Genomic DNA, 17,228 nt, shown 5'->3' on the forward strand with positions numbered 1-17,228 from the left:
GTGGTCACCCCGGGGACTTACGCCCCCCGCGTGTCAGGGTGATAAGAGTCATCGCGCGGATGAACGTCGGCGGACCCGCCCTCCAGGTCTCCACATTGATGCGGAAGCTCGACCCCGAACGCTTCGACCATCGCCTGTTCGCCGGAACGGTGGGACCGGACGAGGCCGACTACATCGACCACTGCGCCCCCGACGTCCCGGTCACCCGCATCCCGGCACTCGGCCGGGCGGTCCGCCCCGCGGACGACCTGCGGGCGCTCGCCGAACTCACCGCGGCCATGCGGCGGTTCAGACCCCATATCGTGCACACCCACACGGCCAAGGCCGGCACGCTGGGACGCGTCGCAGCCGCGATGGCCGGTGTGCCCGCGCGGGTGCACACCTTCCACGGGCACCTGCTGCACGGGTACTTCTCCCCGTTCAAGACCCGCCTAGTGGTGCACACCGAGCGCAGGCTGGCACGCCGCTGCGACCGTCTGCTGTCGGTGGGCGCACGTGTCCGCGACGAGCTCCTGGCCGCCGGCATCGGGCAACCACAGCAGTACGCGGTCGTTCCGCCCGGAACGACTCTCCCGCCACCGCCGGAGCGCGCCGAGGCACGCAGGCGCCTCGGTCTGCCCGCACAGGGCCCTGTGGTCGCGTACGTCGGGCGAGTGACCCAGATCAAGCGGCCAGACCGGTTCCTGGAAGTCGCCCGGGAGGTGCGCCGCGCCGTGCCGGACGCCGTGTTCGCGGTGTGCGGGGAGGGCGGCGAGCAGGCCGCTCTCACCGAGACGAGCGGCCTGGGGTCCGCGCTGTGTCTGCTCGGCTGGCGGTCCGACGTGGAGACCGTGTACGCCGCGGCCGATGTAGTGCTGCTCACCTCGGACAACGAGGGAATGCCGCTCAGCCTGATCGAAGCCGGCCTTGCGGGAGTGCCCGCGGTCGCCACAAACGTGGGCAGCGTCGCGGAGGTCGTGCGGGACCGGGAGACCGGATTCCTGTCTTCCACCAGTGCCGCCGAACTCGCCCGCCACACCGTCCGGCTACTGCACGACGAGCCGCTGCGCCGGCAGATGGGCGAGCGTGCGACCACCTGGACGGCAGAGCGGTTCGGGGCGCAGCGCCTCGTGACCGACATCCACGACCTGTACACCTCGATCGCCGCTGCCCATGGATGGTGGCCGGCGCCCTTACCGAAAGGTGGTCATCGTTGAACATCGTCGTTACCGGAGGCGCCGGTTTCATCGGAGCTAACCTGTGCCGCGAACTCCTCTCGCGGCCAGGCATCGACGACGTCGTCGCCCTCGACGACCTCAGCACGGGCTCGGCGGCCAATCTCGCCGGTACGGACGTGGAGTTGATCGAGGGAAGCATCCTGGACCGCCAGCTGCTCGACGCCACGGTCAGCCGGGCGGACGCCGTCGTCCACCTCGCCGCCCGCCCCTCCGTGCCCCGCTCCCTGACCGATCCCTTGGCCAGCCACGACGTCAACGCGACCGGCACCGTTCGGGTATTGGAAGCCTGCCGGTCCCGCGGTACCCACGTGGTCGCCGCATCGTCGTCCTCCGTATACGGGTCCGTACCCGACCTGCCCAAGCACGAAGGGCTCGCGACCCGCCCGCTCAGCCCGTACGCGGCGAGCAAACTGGCGACCGAAGCGTACGTACTCGCGTATGGGTCGGCCTTCGACCTGCCGACGCTCGCATTGCGCTTCTTCAACGTGTACGGACCGCTGCAGCCCGCGGGCCACGCGTACGCCGCGGTGGTGCCGGCCTTCACCGACGCCATGCTGCGCCGTGAGCCGCTCAGGATCTTCGGCGACGGCCACCAGACCCGCGACTTCACCTACGTGGGAACGGTCGCACGGATGCTGGCCGACGCCGTCCTTCGGCGCGTCACCTCCACCGACCCGGTGAACCTGGCCTTCGGCACCCGGGTGTCCGTCCTCGATCTCGCCCACCGCCTGGCAGCCGTCCTGGACGCACCCCTGGAGGTCGTGCACGAACCCGCGCGGCGGGGAGACGTGCGGGACTCACAGGCAGCCGACCACCTGCTGCGCGAACTGTTCCCCAACGTCGCGCCGGTGCCGCTCGACGAAGGCCTGGCCCAAACGGTGCACTGGTTCCAGAACCTTCCGCAGTACGCGATGACACCGGCCACACCGTCACCGGCCCCGGTCGGGTGAGCTCAGGCCCACCCGGCAGTCGAAGGCGCGCCGCCCGGCATTGATGCCGGGCGGCGCGCCTTCGACCGTCCCTCACCTCATCCGGCTGTGCCGGACTGTCCGCCCTAGGTGATCCTGGCAGCCGTACGCTCGCCGCTGTCCGCCGTCCTTCCCACCGGCAGGGCAACGGAAGTGGCCGGGAACGACCGGGACGGAATCCGGAGCAACAACGCCACCGCGGCGACGACGACCACGGCGGCCGCCAGGAACAGCGGACCCGGCTGCAGAACCCCCTGCGCCAGAAGGACACCGCACAGGCCGCCCAGTCCCGCGAACACTCCCAGCACCGTGACGGCCTGCCGCACCGTCAGGCCCATCCGCCGCAGCCGGTGGGACGCGTGGTCCTGTCCTCCGAGCAGCAGCGGCCTCGCCTCCCGGTATCGGGAGAGCATGACCAGCGCGGTGTCCACGGTCGCCACCAGCGTCATGGCCAGCAGCCCGGCAGGCGCGGAGAGGCCGACCGCGTCCTTGTGGAGCACCACGGCCGCGGAGGCCAGGGTGAACCCGATGAAAAGGGACCCGGAGTCACCGAGGAAGATCCTTGCCGGGTGCCAGTTGTGGACGAGGAACCCCAGACAGGCACCGCAGAGAGCCGAGAGGACCACTCCCAGCCCCGCCTGTCCGCTCAACCACGCGTGCCAGCACAGGAATCCACCGATGACGGCACACAGCGTCGCCGCCGCTCCGTCCATGTTGTCCAGCAGATTGAACGCGTTGGTGGTGAAGACGATCCACAGGACGGCGAGGACAGCGTCGAGACCACTGCCGAAGACCGTCGGATGCCCGCCGACGAGCACGACTGCCGAAGCCGCCGCCCCCTCCACGCCCATGCGAGGCAACGCACCCAGCGGGCGCAGGTCGTCGACGAGCCCCAGCACCGCCATGATCGCGGCACCCCCGAGCAGCACCGCGAGGCCTGGATTCCCGACACCGCCGGACAACGCCGCGACGGCTCCGGCAGCGAGAGTGACGACGGCGACCGCGATCCCGCCGAGGTACGGAGTCGGCCGGGCATGGCCCTTGCGGCTGTCAGGCACGTCGGTGATGCCATGGAGCAGAGCGAAACGCCGCAGCGGTTCCGTAAGCAGCACACCGAGCAACAAGGCCATGCAACCGACCGCAACCACCGTCGGCAGGGGACTCAGGCCTAACACGGGCCCGCGATCGTGGTTCCGACGACGCCCAGGGGGGTCGCGGGCTGAAGCTCTCCCCTGCCGCCCGGCAGGCCCGTCGCCACCCTGCGGCTCATCTCGCCGCGCGCGTCCGCGATGGCGTCGCCGAGCACGTCGGTGAGGTCGCGCCGGGGCTGCCACCCCGTCAGCGTACGAAGCCTCGTCGTGTCCGGGACCCTGCGTTGCATGTCCTCGAAACCCGATCCATACGCCTCGGTGTACGGCACGTACTGCACCGGGGAGGAGCTCGCTGCCTGGACGATGACACGCTCGGCGAGCTCGCGGATGGTGATCTCTTCGGCGGAACCGACGTTGAAGGTCCCGCCCTCCGCCCCTGGATGCTCCAGCAGGAGCATCAACGCCGCGACCGCGTCGGCCACATGGAGAAAGCAGCGCCGTTGCTGACCCGTCGCGTGCACAGTGAGCGGCTCACCGTACACCGCCTGCCGGACGAGGCGCGGAATGACCATCCCGTAGGCCGGACTCTGGCGGGGGCCAACGGTGTTGAAGAACCGGACGATCGTCGACCGCAGGCCCCGCTCCTGGTGGTAGAGATTTGCGAAGATCTCGTCGACCGCCTTGGCCGTGCTGTACGACCAGCGGACCACTGAGGGACTGCCCAGGATCCGGTCGGAGGTCTCGCTGAGCGGTCCCGAGGAGTTCTTGCCGTAGATCTCCGATGTGCTGGCCAACAGAACCCTCAGCGAGTGGCGTTGGGCCGCCTCGAGAACGGTCTCGGTACCCCTGATATTCGTGACGAACGATTTCAGCGGTTGCTCGACGATGAGTTTGACCCCAACGGCGGCGGCCAAATGGACCACGGTGCCGCACTCGCGCGCCAACTCGTCCACCAGGAGCTCGTCAAGGACGGAACCGTGGACGAATCGAAATCCCGGATGCTCCTGCGCCCGGGCGAGGTTGGACAGTTGCCCGGTGGCGAGGTTGTCGAGGACCACCACCTCCTTTCCTTCGGCTAACAGCGCGTCCACGAGGTGTGAGCCGATGAAGCCGGCTCCACCGGTGACCAGGTATTTCGGACAACGATCCATACGGGCCACTCCGGTTCAGTGGGAAATTGTCGAAAAAAATTCACAGAGCTCGATCTTCATACCGTGCCCAACATCCACCTATGAGAGAAATAGCGGAAATTGAAACATCGGCATGCGCTCCAGCCACCTCGACGGGCCGCCTGATACTCGATTGGAGTGACGTCGGGGAGACATGACGCGCCAATCGGAACTCTACGCAACGCATATGCCTCAATTGGCCCGGAGAACGCTACTGCCCGGAGGCCACGGTGATGACGGAACACAACCCGAACAAGCAAGAGAAGTTAGTTATCGTCGGTCAGGGATACGTGGGACTCCCGCTCGCCGTGCGGGCGGTGGAGGCCGGTTTCCACGTGATCGGCGTGGATACCGACGAACTGCGCGTGAAACGCTTACTCTCGGGCGATCCCTATATCGAGGACGTCGACGGCACGCTCCTCTTGGGCGCGCTGGACAGCGGCCGCTACGAGGCCACCACCGACTACGACCGGGCCGCCGACTTCGACGTCTGCGTGATCACCGTACCCACCCCGCTGCGTGACGGCGTGCCCGATCTGCGCTTCGTGGAGAACGCGGGCCGGAGTATCGCCCCGTACATCACGGATGGCGCCACCGTCGTCCTGGAGTCCACCACGTACCCGGGCACCACCGAGTACCTGCTGCGGCCACTGCTGGAGGAGGGCAGCGGGAAGAAGGCGGGCGTGGACTTCCACCTCGGATACAGCCCCGAGCGCATCGACCCCGGCAACCCCGAGTGGCGCCTCGAGAACACGCCGAAGGTGACCTCCGGGATCGACCCCGCGTCGCTGCGCACCATCGAGCGCTTCTACGCGCGCATCGTGGAACGCACGGTGCCGGTCACCTCATGCCGCACCGCCGAACTGACGAAGCTGCTTGAGAACACCTTCCGGCACGTCAACATCGCCATGGTCAACGAAATGGCGATGATCTCACGGCAGTTGGGGGCCGACATCTGGGAGGCCATCGAGGCCGCCGCCACCAAACCGTTCGGCTTCATGGCCTTCAGGCCCGGACCCGGCGTGGGCGGACACTGCCTTCCGGTCGATCCCTCGTATCTGTCCTGGCAGGTCAGGCGGCTGCTGCGGCAGGACGTCCGGTTCATCTCACTGGCCAACGAGATGAACGACCAGATGCCCGCGTACGTCACCTCGCGGATCACCCGGGGACTGAACGAACGCGCCAAGTCGGTCAAGGGATCCCGGGTCCTGCAACTCGGCCTGGCCTACAAGAAGAACACCGGCGACATCCGCGAGTCGCCGGCTGTCATGCTCGCCCAGTCGCTGCGCAAGCTCGGCGCGCATGTCGTGGCGGTGGAGCCGCACACGGAACCCCATCTGCTGCCCCTCGACATCACCTGCGTGGAGCTGACGGAGGAGGAGATCCGGGCGGCGGACGTGGTCGTCCTGGCCACCGACCACGACGCCTTCGACTACGCGCTCGTCGAGCGGACCGCGCAATACGTTCTCGACACCCGAAACCGCTGCCGGGGCGAACACGTCGAGGTCCTGTGAAGACGTCCCCCCTGGCAGAGACTTCAGTGGGGCAGGCAGCTGGATTGCCGTCGGCCGATGCCCCGTGGCGATGACCTCTGCGAGAAGGCGAGAATATCTGCGTTCCGGAAATGGACGGTCCAAGTGACCCGGGCCCCGGTCCTGGCCGAGGGCTACGGCACGACGATCAAGGGTGCGGGATCGTCAGCACCCTGTCCAGACCGGTGCGGTGAAGCGCATCGCGTACGGGCGTGCTGGCCGCGGTGATGGCCAGGCTTCCTCCGGCATGGTGCGTGGCCTGGCACATTCCGAGAACGGCATAGAGGCTTCCCTCGTCGCACCGGGTGATTCCTGAGAGGTCAAGCTCCAGGTGGCGGTCGGCACGCTCAAGGGCCTGAATGACGAACTCCCGGAACTTGCCGATGGATACGATCTCCAGCTCGCCGACGAGGACGAGTGTGGAGATGGCGGCGCCGTCGGGTGAACTCTTGTGGATCGTCAACCCGTCCATGGCCGGGTGTCCTGACAGTCCGCGGGCCAGCTACGCACCAGGTTCCCCCCTTCTCTCAGCACAGGCCGGGGCAAGCCCGGTGGCTCGACATCATCCCTTTCCTCTCCGAGCAACCACGTTAGGCACTATTCCGCGGCGTATCCATGGCCGGCGGGGCGGCGGTGGGTGCTGGCGACCTCGGTCCTCGGCTGGACCCGAACTCCGGTCCGCTCTCCCTACGTCGTCGACGGAACCTGGGAGTTGTTCGAGCCGAGCGGCGACTGCCCCTGATCCGGACTCCCCGGTCGGCCAAGGAGGTGGAGGATGCGGTTGCGCAGCGGGTCGGCGTCGGGCAGGCCCAGTTCGTGGGTGATCCGCAGCGCCCGTATCCAGGCCTCGCGGGCGGCGTCGGCGTGGGCGGCGGCGCGGTGGGTCTCGCCTAGGCAGGCCAGCGCGGTGGCTTCGCTGTGGCGGTCGCCGGACTGGTGGAACAGGGCGAGGGCCTTGCGGTAGTGGCCGACGGCCTGGTCGTACTGGTCGAGTCTTCGGTGGATGTAGCCGAGGCTGTCCCAGATGTGGGCCTGCCCGTTGAGGTCGCCGACCCGCTGGGCCAGGGCGAGGGCGCGGCGGCAGTGTTCCAGGGCCTGCTGGTGGTCGCCGAGCTGGGCGAGGATCCAGCCGATGTGGTTGAGGGCCGCGGACTGCCCGGCCGGGTCGTCGACGGCCCGGTAGTGCTCCAGGCTGTGGTGGGCGTGTTCGAGGGCCTGTTGGCGGTGACCGCAGGACTCGGACATCCGGGAGAGGTGCTGGTGGGTGCGGGCCTGTCCGGCGCGGTTGCCGAGGTCGCCGAACAAGTCCAGGGCGCGCAGGTAGTGGGCGCGGGCGTCCTCGGGGCGGTCCAGGCGGTCGTGGGCCAGGCCGAGGCCGCGGTGTGCGTAGGCCTGTCCTGCCACGTCGCCCTGGCGGCGGGCGGCTTCGAGGGCGGTGGCCTGGGTGGCGGCGAGCTCCTGCCAGTAGCCCTGTCGGTCCAGGAACGTGGTGAGCGTCGAGGCGAGCCGCCAGGCGTGCGGCCCGAATCCGTCGTCGAGGGCCTGCTCCACGGCGGCGACCAGCACCCGGTGTTCGGCGGTGAACCAGGTGAGGGACTCCTCGTGGTCGGCGTGCTCCTGGGGTGCGGCGCCCGGCCGCGCGGGCGGCAGCTCGATGGGGTGGGGCTGGGGCGTGAGCAGCGCGTCGGCGGTGCGGGCGGTGTGCAGGTAGTGGTCGAGCATGCGGTGGGTGGCCTCGCGGCGGTCCCGGTCGTGGGCGCGGGCCAGTTCGATGGCGTAGGCGCGCAGCAGGTCGTGGAAGGCGTGTCTGCCCGGGGTGTGTTCGGTGAGCAGGTGGGCGCGGGTCAGCTCGGTGAGCAGGGCGCGGGCGTGCGGCTTCGTGACGTGGGCGATAGCCGCGGCGGCGGGTGTCGCCACGTCCGGTCCGGGGTGCAGACCGAGCAGCCGGAACATCCGGGCGGTGTCGGGACTGAGCATGCGGTACGACCACGAGAACACCGCGCGCAGTTGTGAGGCGGGGTCGCCGCCGTCCAGGGCGTCGAGGCGGCTGCCGTCCCGGCGCAGTTCCTCGGCGAGCAGGGCGAGCGGGAAGCTGGGCTGGGCGGCGGCGCGGGCGGCCACCACGGCGAGGGCCAGCGGCAGGCCCGCGCACCGGGCGACGATCTCCTGCACGGCGTCGGGTTCGGCCGCGACCCGGCGTGCGCCGAGGCGTCCGGTGAGCAGGTCCTGGGCCTGACCGGGGGTCAGCAGGTCGACGGTGAGGAGGTGGGCGCCTTCGGCCGCGGCGAGGCTGGTGAGTCTGTTGCGGCTGGTGACGAGGGTGAGGCAGCCGGGGGCGCCGGGCAGCAGGGGGCGGACTTGGTCGGCGTCGCGGGCGTTGTCGAGGAGGATCAGGACCCGGTGGTCCGCCATCAGCGTACGGAAGAGGCCGGTCTGCGCCTCGAGTCCGGCCGGTATGTGGCCCGGCGGCATCCCCAGTGCGCCGAGGAACCCGCGCAGGGCCTCCTCCGGGCTGACCGGCGCGCCTCCTGGGTCGAAGCCGCGCAGGTTGACGTAGAGCTGCCCGTCGGGGAAGGCGTCGCGGACCCGGTGGGCCCAGTGCACGGCGAGTGCGGTCTTGCCGACTCCGGCGGTGCCCTCCACCGCCGAGATGACCACCGAAGTCGGTGCCGGGTCCCATGCACCGCCGTTCAGGAGGCTGTCGAGGCGGGCGATTTCGAGATCGCGTCCGGTGAACGCGGCTACCGACAGCGGGAGTTGGGCCGGTGGTGTGTGGGGTCTGACGGTGGCCGAGGGCCGGGGCGGGGCGTCCTGGCGCAGGACGGCGGCCTGGATCTCGCGGAGGGCGGGAGCCGGTTCGATGCCCAGCTCCCCGCGTAATCGGTGCCGCGTGCGCTGGTAGTGGTCCAGTGCGTCGGCCGCCCGGCCGCAGCGGTGCAGGGCGGTCATCATCTGCCCGGCCAGCCGCTCGTCCAGGGGGTGGGCGGCGGCCCTGGCCGCCAGCTGGGGCAGCAGCGCCGCATGCTGTCCGAGGCTCAACCTGATGTCGTCCAGGTCGAGTTGGGCGGCGAACCGCTCCTGATCCAGGGTGTCGCGCAGAGCGTTGATCCATGGGGTGTCGAGGGTGGCGAAGGCCTCCGCGCGCCACAGTCGCAGCGCCTGTTCGTACAGGTCGACGGAGCGCCCGCCGTCCTCGGCGGCACGGGCCTCGGCGAGCAGTGCGCGGAAGAGGTGCAGGTCCACGGTGGTCGTGTCGGACGCGGTGAGGACGTAGCCACCGCTGCCGCGGCTGATGCCCGCCTCGCCGGTGGCGGCCAGGGCCTGGCGGAGCCGTGAGACGTATCCGTGCAAGGTGGCGCGGGCCTGTCGGGGCAGCCGGTCCCCCCACACCCTTTCGGTCAACTGGCCCATGGTCACCGGCTGGTTGACGTCCACGAGAAGCGCGGCGAGGACCGCTCTCTGGCGGGCGTGGCCCAGCGGGGCGGGCCTTCCGTCGATGCGTGCCTCGATGCTGCCCAGCAGACCGAACTCCACCGTCATACTGACCGCTCTCCCCCGGAGCCACGGACACCGCTCTCCCTCGGAGCCGCGGACACCGCCCTCCCGTCGTACCGGCTGCTCACGGCCGATTCAAGGATTCTGCAAGGTTTCCCCTCGGCGTCCCGGACACAGTGATGCGCGGCACGAGCCGGAAGGCGTACGCCGGGTCATCGCGAGGGCGCAGACGCCGTCCAGCCGGGCCATCGCCGCACGGGGTGTGCGGCGAGCGTGCTGAGGACGGGGGCTCCGTTGAGCAAGCCGAACATGGACGCGGCCACCACGCGGCGGCGCGACTTCCGGCTGTACTGGCTGGCGGGTGCCACGGACCGGCTCGGCTCGCACGCGGCCGAACTCGTCCTGGTTCTCCTGGTGTTGACGGTCGGCGGGAGTCCTGCGGCGGCGGGGCTGCTCGGCACGGTCGCGGTCGCCATGGAGACCATGGTCGGCCCGGTCGCCGGGGTGGTCGCCGATCGCCGGTCGCGGCGGCGGATCATGCTGGTATCGGCCGCCGTCTCGTTCGTCGCGTTCGGCGTGCTCACCGCGGCCGTGGTCGCCGATGCCGTGACACTGCCGCTGCTGTTCGCCGTGACCGTCCTGGAGAGCGGGGCGGCGGCGACCTACGCCGCCGCCGCGCGCGGGGCGATCCGCGCGATCCTGCCGCCGAAGGACCCGAGCGGGGCCATCGCGGCGCTCCAGGCCAGGGACCAAGGTGCGGCACTGCTCGGCCCGCTCGTCGGCGGGGTGCTCTACCAGCTCGCCCGGTGGGCGCCGTTCGCCGCCAACGCGCTGTCCTATGTCGGGGCGGCACTGTGCGTACGGTCGATCAGGACCGAGCTGTCGGCGCCCGAACGGCCCGGCCCCACAGAGTCGTTCCGCACGTCGGCCGAGGAGGGGCTGCGCTTCCTGTGGCGGCATCCCTTCCTGCGGTTCGCACTGGTCTGGGGGGCAGGGGTGAACGCGGTGTTCACCGCCGTCTACTACTTCGTGCTCATCGCGTCCCGCCTTGACGGGGCCTCGGCCTCGTCCGTCGGTCTGATGCTGAGCCTGGCCGGCGGTTGCGGTCTCGTCGGCGCGCTGGTGACGCCGTGGATACTGCGCCGGGTGTCCCCGGGCACGCTGATCGCGGGCTGTTCCTGGGCGATGGTGGCGCTGGTCGCCCCGCTGGGGATGGTGGGGTCGCTGTGGATGTACGGGGCCCTGTTCGGGACGGCCCTGTTCATCGGTCCGGTGCTCAGCGTGCTGTTCCAGACCCGTGCGATCGCGGTCATCCCGCCCGAACTCCAGGGCCGCACCGGGTCCGTCATGGCCGGCACCGCCAATGCGCTGCAGCTCGCCGCGCCGGCGACCGCGGGCCTGCTGATGGGCCTGCTCGAACCGGCGGCGGTCGGCTGGGTGCTCGCCGGCTGCCTCTCCGTTCTGGCCCTGTACACGCATGTCGGACGCCGCCATCTGGACCGGGCGGGGCCGCATGACGCGGTGCCCGCGGAACCCGTATCGACCGCGCCGACCCCACCGAGCGCACCGAGCCGAGGAGACTGAGGTGGAGATGCAGTTGCGCGTCGCCCCTGCGCCGTTGCCCGCGATCGCCGAACTGGCCCCGGACCGGGGCTGCTTCGCGGGCGAGGCGGACGACCGCTGCGAGGTCTTCGCCTGGGATCTGGCACAGGGCACGGTCCGGCAGGTCACCGACCGTCCCGGGCTCGGCACCGACGTAGCCGACGTGGACCCTCGGGGCCAGAACATCTGGTGGTTCGAGGACGGTCCGACGGGCGACGGCCGCTGGATGCTGCAGCCCTGGGAGGGCGGCGCGGATACGCCCGCGCTACCCGGCGTCCCGCCCGGCGCGCACGGCGGGCTCGCGATGGCCGCCGACGGCACCGCCGCCGTGGGTCTGCTCGGCCCGGACGGCCTGTCGCTCCACCTGCGCTCGCCCGAGGGAGAGGTACGCACGCTCCTGGACGGTGACGGGCAGGTTGAGCTGGTCGACCTGGCCGGTGCCGGGTACGGCGAGCTGGTCGACCTGTCCGTCGACGGCACGCTGCTCGCGCTCTGCAGCGAGCCGACGGACCCGGCCGCGGTACGGGTACTCGACCGCACCGGCCGCCCCGTCGCCACGCTGTCGGGGACCCGGCACCCGCTGTGGGCGCTGGGGTTCGGCCCAGACCAGGGGCCGCCCCGACTGCTTTTGATGGTGGAGCGGGACGGGGGCTATCAGTTGGGGACCTGGTCGCTCGCGGGCGGTCTGCGGATCGCCGGGTGGTGCCGGTTCGACACCGAGATCTCGGCGAGCTGGTGCCCCGACGGGCGGATCCTGGTACGCCAGGACCGGCACGGCCGCTCCACGCTGGCCGCCGTGGACCTGCTGCGGCGATCCCGGACCCCGCTGGCGACGCCACCGGGCTCGGTGCTCGACGCACGGATGCAGCCGGTCGCCGGTGGTGCCGGTGGTGCCGGTGGAGGGACCGGGCCGGGCGCTGACGGTACCGGCGGAGGAACCGGATCGGGCACCGACGACACCGGTGGACGGACCGGACCGGGCGGCGACCTCCACTACATCTGGACGGACACCGCGACACCACCGGTACTCCGTACGTCATCGGGGCACAGGCCTCCCAGGGAGCAGGCGGTCGCGGCGGGCCCCCCGGTGACGGTCACCGACCGGTGGACGCCCGGCCCCGGCGGCCCGGTCCACACGCTGTTCTCCACCCCGGTCCGCCCCGCGCGGCCGTGGCCGACCGTCTTCCTGGTGCACGGCGGTCCCTTCGAGTCGGACCGTGACGCGTACGACCCGACGGTCAGCCTGCTGACCGCCGCCGGGTTCGCCGTCGCGCGCGTCAACTACCGCGGCTCCACGGGCTACGGGCCCGCCTGGCGCAACGCCTTCGACGACGGGGTGGGCCTGACGCAGGTCGCCGACCTGGCGGCGGTCCGCGCCGACCTGGTGCGGGCGGGCCTCGCGGACCCGGAGCGCACCGCGCTGGCCGGCTGGTCGTGGGGCGGCTATCTGACCCTGCTGGCCCTAGGTACCCAGCCCGAGCTGTGGCGTGCCAGCGCGGCCGTGCACCCGATCGCCGACACTTTCGCCGCCTTCCGCGCGGGCACCTCGGCGCTGCGGTCCCTGGACACCCGGCTGTTCGGCGGGACGCCCGACGAAGTGCCGCACCGCTACGCCGAGTCGTCACCCATGACGTACGCCGCCCAGGTACGCGCGCCGGTCCTGCTCGTCGCCGGGGCGAACGACGCGAAGTGCCCGCCGGAGCAGATCGTGGCCTACGCGGACGCACTGCGCGTGCACGGCACCGAGCCGGAGCTGCTCGAACTGGACACCGGGCACGACAGCCGGGCGATCCAGTCGCAGGCGACCACTCTGATCAGGGTCGTGACCTTCCTCGGCGCCGCCCTTGGCGGCCGGGTGGCGGCGGAGGCGCAGTGAGCGCCCGTCGACCCCGCCGACCCGCGCGCGACGCGGGTCCGGCGGCCGACCGTACCCACGCGGGAAGGGGGTGAACTACATGCGGAAGACCATCGTCCACAACGATCCGCTCGACCTGAAGAACCAGGCACGGGCCAACCGACCGGTCATCGTCATCATCGTCAGCGCCTGAGTCCTGACGTCTCACGTCTGACGCCTGATGCCTCCATGGGGACGCCGGGACGGCTGCCACATGCCGGCCGCCCCGGCCGTCCCACCCGCCGTAGAGCGCAGAACCCTCACACCGCAAGTCCCGCATGCCTCGAAAGGCCGGGAATCCACGTGAACATCGTCATCGTCAACATGCCCTGGGCCCTCATCGACGTCCCGTCCCTCGCGACCGGCATCCTGCGCCGTACGGCCGCGAACACCCTTCCCGACGCGCAGGTCACCGTCGTACACGGCAATCTCGACTACGTCGACTGGCTCACCGAACGCCGCAAGTTCACCCTCGCCGACTTCAACCTGCTCGCCCTGGACAGCTACTTCAGCGGTCTCGGCGACTGGGTGTTCTCCTCTGCCCTCTACGACGATCCCGAATGGCGGATCGCCGAGATGACCGAGGAGATCCCGCTGGAGGACGCGGACCGCGAGCTCAGCATCGAACTGCACCGGGAGGCCCCGGAGTTCATTGCCGCGCTGACCTCGCGCATCCTCGCCCTCGAACCCGACCTGGTCGGCTTCACCTCCACCTTCCAGCAGAACACCGCCGCGCTGGCCACCGCCCGAGCCATCAAGAACGCGGCCCCCGCGACACACATCGTCTTCGGAGGAGCCAACTGCGACGGACCCCAAGGCGAGGCGCTGCACCGCAACTTCCCCTTCGTGGACTCCGTGGTACGCGGCGAGGGCGAGCACTCCTTCCCCGCGCTGCTGCACGCACTCGACAAGGAACGCCCCGATCCGGCGGCCCTCGCCGAGATACCCGGCCTCTGCTGGCGCGGCACGCACGGCATCGTCGTCAACGCCATGAGCACCCGCCCGCTGCGGCCCGCCGAGATCGTCTCGCCGGACTACGACGGCTACTTCGCCCGCCTCGAAGCATCGTCGGCGCGTGACTGGGTCGAGCCGAAACTCGTGGTCGAGGGCTCGCGCGGCTGCTGGTGGGGCGAGAAGCACCACTGCACGTTCTGTGGTCTCAACGGCTCGTCCATGGAATTCCGCAGCAAGAGCCCCGACGACTTCTACGCAGAGATCGTGCGGCAGGTCGAGCGGCACCAGGTGCTCGACATGTACGTCGTCGACAACATCCTCGACATGCGGTACCTGTCCTCGGTGCTGCCGAGGCTGCACGAGTCCGGGTACGACATGCGACTCCAGTACGAGATCAAGTCGAACCTCCGCCGCGAGCAGCTCGAAACCCTCTACCGGGCGGGCCTCGTCAATGTGCAGCCCGGCATCGAGAGCCTCAACAGCCGGGTCCTGAAGCTGATGGACAAGGGCGTCACCGGCTGTCTGAACATCCGGATGCTGCGCGACGCCGAGACGGTCGGCCAGTCGGTGTCGTGGAACTACCTCTACGGCTTCACCGGCGAACGGCCGGAAGACTACCTGCCGATCATCGAGCAGTTCCCGGCCCTGCACCACCTGGCACCGATGGAGGGCGTGGCCAGGATCGTCACCGAACGGTTCAGCCCCAACTTCAACAACCCCGCCATGGGCTTCCATCCGCTCAAGCCCGATGCCCAGTACCGGCGCAACTACGACCTGCCCGAATCGGAGTTCCTCGACTTCGGCTATCTGTTCACCGCGCCGCACCAGGGCATCGACGAGGAGACCAGCGACGCGCTCAAGGCGGCCGGTGCACGCTGGCAGGAGGAGCACGTGCAGTGCCGGCTCAGCATGATCGACCTCGACGACCGCATCGTGCTGATCAGCCGCCGCAAGGACTTCGACTGGACCACGCTGACCCTGCACGACCCGTTGGAGGTCGCCGTGTTCCGGCTGCTCGACCAGCCGCACCACGTGCCGGGCCTGGTCCGCAAACTCGGCGGCGACGCCACCGAGGCCAGGGTGGACGCGCTTCTGGAGGAGTGGTTGCGGCTCGGCATCGTCTTCACCGACGCCGGGCAGTGGGTGCACATCGCGCCGTTCGCCAACAACCAGGAACTGCTGCGCTTCGAGCGCATCTTCGACACCCGGCGCAAGGGCACCTCGGACGGGGACTCCCCCGATGACACGTCCGCGACGACCGAGGCGTACGAGGAGGCCCCGGCCGGGACCACAGGCACGGCACCGAATCGGACACCGGCACCAGCCCCGACGCCGGCCGCCTGACCCGGACGCCCACAGCGGACCCAAGGAGCACGCTCATGCCCACAACTACGACCACAACGACGACCACTCCCCTCTCCCTGACCACCTGGCGCGACCACGACGAGGAGGTACTGCAACTGCCCTGGATGGACCCCGCAACCCGGATCGCGGCGGATCCCACGGGCCCGTGGCCGGCCACACTCGCGGCCGACCTCTACCGGAGCGGCACCCGGCGGGTCGCGCTCGACCGGCCCGCCGACCTGTCCGGCGCCACCGGCGCCCGCTCCATCGTCACCACCATGCTCCTCGTCGCCGAACTCACAAGCTGGGGCCTGGTGGTCGACTGGGAGATCTCGCTCGGCGCGGACCCCGAGATCTGGCGCTCGCTCAACCACCTGTATCCGCCGCGCACCGTCCTCGACACCCCGGACGCGGACGACATCCGACAGCAGTGGAAGGAGACCTTCTACCTCTGCAAGTGCATCTACCGCAAGGGCCCCGGCTTCATCCAGGTCCGCGACCGGCGCACCGGCGGCTCGCTGCTCCGCTTCACCCTCCACGACCCCGCCTACCTCCAGGCCGTGGAGAAGCTGTCGGCAGGCTGCCCGGCCGAGGACGTACCGTCCCAGGTGCTCGACGACCTGGTCGGCGAGAGCCTCGCCGGACGGGCCGGCAACCTCGCCTGGTGGCTGCCGTACCGGGTGCACCGGTGGCCGTGGCCGTCGTTCGCCGTGTAGCGGTCGGGGCGGGTCGTACAGCAGCCGCCCCCCTCCCCCCGGCAGCGGGCACGACGGTGAGGGGGCGGGCCTCGCACTCCGGCCGGGCGGTGGATCATGAGATCCCAATCCCGAGGTCGACACGCATGACACGGCGCATTTCCCAGAGGGGATCCCACAGCTTGTTCAAGCTCTCCCAGGCGGCCTCCACGTCCTCTCCCTGCTGGGCAGTGCCTCCGTCGAGGCGCATCAACAGGCCGTACAGATCGCCAAGATGGCGGTTCACAATGCTGGCTTCCTCCGCCACCACGTCGGGCAGAACCATCTGAGCCTCGGCATGGCGCGAGCGGTGGTCGCGGCGCGTCCGGTCCAGATCTGACCGCAGCTCCCCTGTCATCGCGCCCTTCTCCAGGGCGTGGAGGACCTTCGTCATCACATTGGCCAAGTCGCGAGTACCGGCACTGAGAGCGGCGTAGCACGTACGCCGCGCCTCAAGCCGAGCCTGGTGAGTGCGTACTCGCGTTCATCTCGCTGAAGTTGCCTTGTGTGCTCCAGTTCGCGAGCCCTGGCGCGGTCGGCACCACGCTGTGTGATCACCGCGGCCTCCCCAGACTGCTCGGCTCGCCGGGACTGTACCCGCTGCGGGATGTTCTCCTCAGTGGATGGCGTCCGGGACTACCTGAAGGACAACCACCCTGTGCACCGTCATGAGGTTCCCCTGTTCCTGGACGCAGTTCCCTTATGCAGCGAGGGCCTTGTCTTGCTGATGGCGCCGGCGAGTTTCGTGGGGTTGAAGTAGCCCCAGTGGACGTGTTTGCGCAGGCGGCACCTGTTGTAGACCTGGTGGTCGGCCTTGGTCGGGCTGCGGCGGCCGACGAGCCAGCTGTTCCCAGCGATGCCGTACTCGCACATGATCCGCTCGACCCGTTTGCGGTTTACCACCCGTCGCTGGCGGCGCAGTTCGGCGGTGACGCGCGGAACACGTCGCTCTCGTACTCCTCCGAGTACGGCGTCGTCTACATATTTCCCACCTGGCACTGCGTCCTCTGGAAACGTCAGGTTCCAGGTGTCCACGATCAAGGGGAATCTTCAAATGCCCTCGCCGAGTCGTTTTCCACGGCCTCAGGCGCAAAATGATCCACGGACGCCGCTGGATCTCAAAGGCGCAGACCGGCACGAGCTTTTCGGCCGACTTTCGTTCTACAACCAGCGCCGTCGCCACTCCGCGCTCTGCTACCACACACCAAGCGACTTCGAAAAGCAACCG

13 protein-coding genes are annotated in these 17,228 nt (G+C 70.0%); 7 read left to right on the plus strand and 6 right to left on the minus strand.

Translation table 11 applies throughout. The features are described 5' to 3' along the window. Nucleotides 1-59 precede the first annotated feature (59 nt). Both ACIBKX_RS37240 and ACIBKX_RS37245 read left to right on the plus strand, forming a co-directional pair. A complete protein-coding gene (locus tag ACIBKX_RS37240) occupies nucleotides 60-1,196 on the plus strand; it encodes a glycosyltransferase (RefSeq protein ID WP_363275700.1) in 1,137 nt (378 codons plus the stop codon). After that, a complete protein-coding gene (locus ACIBKX_RS37245; protein WP_363275701.1) occupies nucleotides 1,193-2,167 on the plus strand; it encodes an NAD-dependent epimerase/dehydratase family protein in 975 nt (324 codons plus the stop codon). The genes ACIBKX_RS37240 and ACIBKX_RS37245 overlap by 4 nt, the downstream gene beginning before the upstream one ends. A gap of 104 nt (nucleotides 2,168-2,271) precedes the next feature. Here ACIBKX_RS37245 and ACIBKX_RS37250 read toward each other — a convergent pair whose 3' ends face one another. Together ACIBKX_RS37250 and ACIBKX_RS37255 are read right to left on the minus strand one after the other, a co-directional pair. Then, nucleotides 2,272-3,315 carry an MraY family glycosyltransferase gene (locus ACIBKX_RS37250; RefSeq protein ID WP_363275702.1) on the minus strand — a complete coding sequence of 348 codons (1,044 nt, stop codon included), beginning with the start codon at nucleotides 3,313-3,315 and terminating at the stop codon, nucleotides 2,272-2,274. A 38-nt stretch (nucleotides 3,316-3,353) separates the two neighbouring features. Next, on the minus strand, nucleotides 3,354-4,427 hold the full coding sequence (locus ACIBKX_RS37255) for an NAD-dependent epimerase/dehydratase family protein (protein WP_363275733.1): 1,074 nt from the start codon (nucleotides 4,425-4,427) through the stop codon (nucleotides 3,354-3,356). 251 nt (nucleotides 4,428-4,678) lie between these two features. Here ACIBKX_RS37255 and ACIBKX_RS37260 point away from each other — a divergent pair, with 251 nt between their 5' ends. Continuing rightward, nucleotides 4,679-5,959 carry a nucleotide sugar dehydrogenase gene (locus ACIBKX_RS37260; protein ID WP_363275703.1) on the plus strand — a complete coding sequence of 427 codons (1,281 nt, stop codon included), beginning with the start codon at nucleotides 4,679-4,681 and terminating at the stop codon, nucleotides 5,957-5,959. 166 nt (nucleotides 5,960-6,125) lie between these two features. Here ACIBKX_RS37260 and ACIBKX_RS37265 read toward each other — a convergent pair whose 3' ends face one another. Then, nucleotides 6,126-6,449 (minus strand): STAS domain-containing protein, encoded by a 324-nt coding sequence (locus tag ACIBKX_RS37265; RefSeq protein WP_363275704.1) that lies wholly within the window; start codon nucleotides 6,447-6,449, stop codon nucleotides 6,126-6,128. Nucleotides 6,450-6,664: 215 nt separating this feature from the next. After that, entirely contained in the window at nucleotides 6,665-9,517 is a 2,853-nt protein-coding gene (locus tag ACIBKX_RS37270; RefSeq protein WP_363275705.1) for a BTAD domain-containing putative transcriptional regulator, read from the minus strand. Between the two features lie 249 nt (nucleotides 9,518-9,766). Between ACIBKX_RS37270 and ACIBKX_RS37275 the strand changes: the two genes are divergently transcribed. From ACIBKX_RS37275 to ACIBKX_RS37290, 4 genes are all read left to right on the plus strand, one after another. Beyond that, complete coding sequence (locus ACIBKX_RS37275) at nucleotides 9,767-11,056, plus strand: MFS transporter (protein WP_363275706.1); 1,290 nt, start codon at nucleotides 9,767-9,769, stop codon at nucleotides 11,054-11,056. Nucleotides 11,057-11,063: 7 nt separating this feature from the next. Further along, nucleotides 11,064-12,950 carry a prolyl oligopeptidase family serine peptidase gene (locus tag ACIBKX_RS37280; RefSeq protein WP_363275734.1) on the plus strand — a complete coding sequence of 629 codons (1,887 nt, stop codon included), beginning with the start codon at nucleotides 11,064-11,066 and terminating at the stop codon, nucleotides 12,948-12,950. A 321-nt stretch (nucleotides 12,951-13,271) separates the two neighbouring features. Further along, the gene (locus ACIBKX_RS37285) at nucleotides 13,272-15,266 is read left to right on the plus strand and encodes a RiPP maturation radical SAM C-methyltransferase (protein ID WP_363275707.1); all 1,995 of its coding nucleotides are present in this window, start codon (nucleotides 13,272-13,274) and stop codon (nucleotides 15,264-15,266) included. Between the two features lie 35 nt (nucleotides 15,267-15,301). Beyond that, the gene (locus tag ACIBKX_RS37290) at nucleotides 15,302-15,982 is read left to right on the plus strand and encodes a DUF5825 family protein (protein ID WP_363275708.1); all 681 of its coding nucleotides are present in this window, start codon (nucleotides 15,302-15,304) and stop codon (nucleotides 15,980-15,982) included. A 94-nt stretch (nucleotides 15,983-16,076) separates the two neighbouring features. Here ACIBKX_RS37290 and ACIBKX_RS37295 read toward each other — a convergent pair whose 3' ends face one another. Beyond that, entirely contained in the window at nucleotides 16,077-16,406 is a 330-nt protein-coding gene (locus ACIBKX_RS37295; RefSeq protein ID WP_363275709.1) for a hypothetical protein, read from the minus strand. A gap of 260 nt (nucleotides 16,407-16,666) precedes the next feature. Then, entirely contained in the window at nucleotides 16,667-17,035 is a 369-nt protein-coding gene (locus tag ACIBKX_RS37300; protein ID WP_363275735.1) for an IS3 family transposase, read from the minus strand. Between the last annotated feature and the right edge of the window lie 193 nt (nucleotides 17,036-17,228).

Origin of the sequence: Streptomyces sp. NPDC050658 (assembly GCF_044457025.1) — a bacterium.
Lineage (GTDB): Bacteria > Actinomycetota > Actinomycetes > Streptomycetales > Streptomycetaceae > Streptomyces.